The organism is Halomonas sp. BM-2019 (assembly GCF_017584085.1).
The window spans coordinates 1,890,513-1,893,682 of record NZ_CP071922.1 but is presented as its reverse complement, the minus strand read 5'-3'; the positions used below and the strand labels follow the sequence as shown (position 1 = coordinate 1,893,682).

The 3,170-nt window shown below is 72.6% G+C and carries 5 protein-coding genes; all 5 read right to left on the bottom strand.

Features of this window, described 5'->3' with window-relative positions; translation table 11 throughout:
• The coding region (locus J5F18_RS09560; RefSeq protein WP_346302006.1) for a DUF1285 domain-containing protein at window positions 1–470 on the bottom strand (470 nt) is incomplete at its 3' end.
• A 26-nt stretch (window positions 471–496) separates the two neighbouring features.
• Window positions 497–1,345 carry a TatD family hydrolase gene (locus J5F18_RS09555; RefSeq protein WP_346302005.1) on the bottom strand — a complete coding sequence of 283 codons (849 nt, stop codon included), beginning with the start codon at window positions 1,343–1,345 and terminating at the stop codon, window positions 497–499.
• A 68-nt stretch (window positions 1,346–1,413) separates the two neighbouring features.
• Entirely contained in the window at window positions 1,414–1,749 is a 336-nt protein-coding gene (locus J5F18_RS09550; protein ID WP_346302004.1) for a PilZ domain-containing protein, read from the bottom strand.
• 13 nt (window positions 1,750–1,762) lie between these two features.
• Window positions 1,763–2,773, bottom strand: a complete 1,011-nt coding sequence (locus J5F18_RS09545) for a DNA polymerase III subunit delta' (protein ID WP_346302003.1) — start codon at window positions 2,771–2,773, stop codon at window positions 1,763–1,765.
• The coding region (gene tmk, locus J5F18_RS09540; RefSeq protein ID WP_346302002.1) for a dTMP kinase at window positions 2,761–3,170 on the bottom strand (410 nt) is incomplete at its 5' end. The genes tmk and J5F18_RS09545, both read right to left, overlap by 13 nt.

Genomic DNA, 3,170 nt, shown 5'->3' with positions numbered 1-3,170 from the left:
GCGCGGTGCTCGGCGACCTCCACCAGGCGATAGTAGACGTTGCGGCCGAGGCGCGCGGCCAGGCCGAAGCGCACCGGCACCTCGGGCACCGTCTCGCCACTCGGGGTCTCGCTGAGGGTCAGCCGGCGCGTCTCGTCCAGCATCAGGCGATCGCCCAGGTTGGTGGTCAGCCACCAGCGCCCCTCGGCGTCGGGTTCGGCATCCACGATCAGGAAGGCACGATCCTCCACCCGAATGAACTGCTTCTCGGCCGGGGTGACCAGCGCATGGCGGCCATCGGGTTCGCGGCGCAGGATGGTGGAGAGCAACCGCACCAGGCGGGGCCGGGCGATGGCGGCCCCCTCATGGATCCAGCGGCCATCGGCGGCGATCACCAGGTCCATCTCGCCGGCCTGCTCGGGATGCCAGCGGTCCACGGGAGGGATCTCGCCCTCCGGGGCGACGTGGGCCAGCAGCGGATCGAGGTTCATGGCGACTCCCTCCCCGGGCGCGGCGCTCAGCCCAGCAGGCCGGCCCCGCGCAGGATCTCTCGCATCTCCGGAGAGGCCTCGGGGGCCGCGGCGCGGAACAGGCGGTAGAAGTTGGCGGTGGTCTGCATGGCGACCTCCTCCACGCTGATGCCGCGCTCGGCGGCGATGCATTCGGCGACCTCCACCACCCAGGCCGGTTCGTTGGGCCGGCCGCGGTGCGGCACCGGCGCCAGGTAGGGGCTGTCGGTCTCGATCAGCAGCCGGTCCAGCGGCACCCGGCGGGCCACCTCGCGCAGCGCCTCGGCGTTGCGGAAGGTGACGATGCCGGAGAACGAGATGTAGAAGCCGTGGCGCACCGCCTCCCGGGCCATGTCGAGGTCCTCGGTAAAGCAGTGCAGCACGCCGCCGATGGCCGGGTCGGTGTGCTCGCGGATCAGCGCCAGGGTCTCCTCGCGCGCCTCCCGGGTGTGGATGATCACGGGCAGCTCGAGTTCGGTGGCGGCGATCAGCTGGCGGCGGAAGCGCTCGCGCTGTACCTCCCGGGAGGGCACCGTTTCCGGGGACTTGTCCAGATAATGATAGTCCAGGCCGCACTCGCCGATGGCTACGACGCCGTAGCGCTCGGCGGCCGCCTTGATCGCCTCGAGGCTCGGCTCCTCGGCCAGGCGGTGCAGCGGGTGCACGCCGGCGGAGAGCACCACGTCGTCATGCTCGCGGGCGATGGCGGCGAGGCCGGGCAGCGCCTCCAGGGTCACGCCGATGGCCAGGAACTGTTTCACGCCGCGGGCACGCGCGGCGTGAAGCGTCGCGGCGAGATCGCCGCCGTGGGTCGCGGGGTCGAGGCGATCGAGATGGCAGTGAGAATCGACAAACATTCAGAAGAAAACCAAGGTCAAGGAGTGGAAAACGGCGCTCGGCGCTCGGCGCTCGGCGCTCGGCGCTCTCAAAGCGTATAGGTCGGCGCGCCCTTGTCGAGCTGGCCGGCCAGCAGGTTCTCGATGCGATCGCGCACCGCCTGGTCACCGGCGCTGAAGTGGATGCCAACGCCGGGCAGGCGCCGGCCGCTGACCCCTTCGGGGGAGACCCATACCACCTGGCCGGTGACCGGGACGCGGTCGCTCTCGCCGGGCAGGGTAAGCAGCAGGTAGATCTCCTGGCCCAGCTCGTAGCGCTCCCGGGTGGGCACGAAGATGCCACCCCGCTCCAGCATCGGCATATAGGCCGAGAGCAGGGTCTGGACGTCCTGGATGTTCAGCGACAGCGCCTTCTGGGCAGCCATGGGATCTCCTTGTTCACGAGCGCAGCAGCGCGGACCAGCGGACCAGCCAGGCTTCCAGCACCAGCTGGGGATTGGGGTTGCCCCCCGCCGCCAGCAGGCGGCGCTGCTCCCGGGCGTAGTCGAGCAGCCGGAACCAGTCGCGCACCCGGGCATTCTTCACCGCCTGGCGGTAGAGCGGCAGCAGGTCGGGATTGCGCAGGCCGGCGGTCTCCCCCGAGAGCCCCAGCCGGATCAGGTCCTCCAGCCAGGCGATACCGTACCACAGGATCGCCTCCACCGACTGACGTTCCAGGCGGGCCACCTCGGCGACCGGTTCGGCGCCGCGCACCAGCGCCTCGAAGGTCTCGAGCAGCTGCTGGCGCAGCGCCCGGGAGGCCGGCTCGGCCAGCGCCTGGGCGGCCAGGGGCAGGCCGCCGGCGAGCCCCAGCCAGAAGCGCGCCTCGGCCTCGTCGCCCAGCCGCTCGGCCAGCCAGGGCAGGCAGGCCGCCTCGGGTGGCACCGCCAGGCTCCAGTGCTGGCAGCGCGAGCGGATGGTGGGCAGCAGGCGCGAGGGGATGTCGGCCAGCAGCACGAAGAGGGTGCGCCCACCCGGCTCCTCCAGGCTCTTGAGCAGGGCGTTGGCGGCGGACTGGTTCATGGCCTCCGCCGGGGCGATGAGAATCACCCGGTAGCCCCCCTGCTGGGGGGTCTGGGCGACGAAGGCGTTGACCTCACGGATGGCGTCGATGCGGATCTGCCGCTTGCCCTCCTCGAGCTCCACCCGCAGCAGGTCCGGGTGATAGCCGGCCGCCAGCATGCGACAGCCGTGGCAGGCGCCGCAGGCGGTCTCCCCCGGGCTGGCACAGAGGGTGCGGGCGATCAGGGCATCGGCCAGGGAGCGCTTGCCCACCCCGCGGGGGCCGGAGAGCAGCAGCGCATGGGGCAGCCGGCCGCCATCGGCCAGGCGCGACAGTTCGGCGAGGCGAGGGGCCAGCCAGGGCAGCGGCGCCGGGTCGAGGGGAGCCGGGGGGCTCAGCTCTGCCATGCCGCCACCCGTTCGGCCAGCAGCGCCTCGATCCGCTCGCCCACCTCCGCCAGAGGGCGTGCGGCATCCACCACCGCGAAGCGCTCGGGCTCGGCGGCGGCGCGGGCCAGGTAGGCGTCGCGCACCGCGCGGAAGAAGTCGCCCTGCTCGCGCTCGAAGCGGTCCGGCGCCCCGCCGCGACCGGCCAGACGGACCCGGGCCGCCGCCACGGACATGTCCAGCAGCAGCGTCAGGTCGGGGGCGAGGCCTTGCTGGACGAAGCGCTCCAACTCGGCGATCCGCGCGGGGTCGAGGCCCCGCCCGCCGCCCTGGTAGGCATAGGTGGCGTCGGTGAAGCGGTCGCACACCACCCAGGCGCCGCGCGCCAGCGCCGGGCGGATCACCCGGGCCAGGTGCT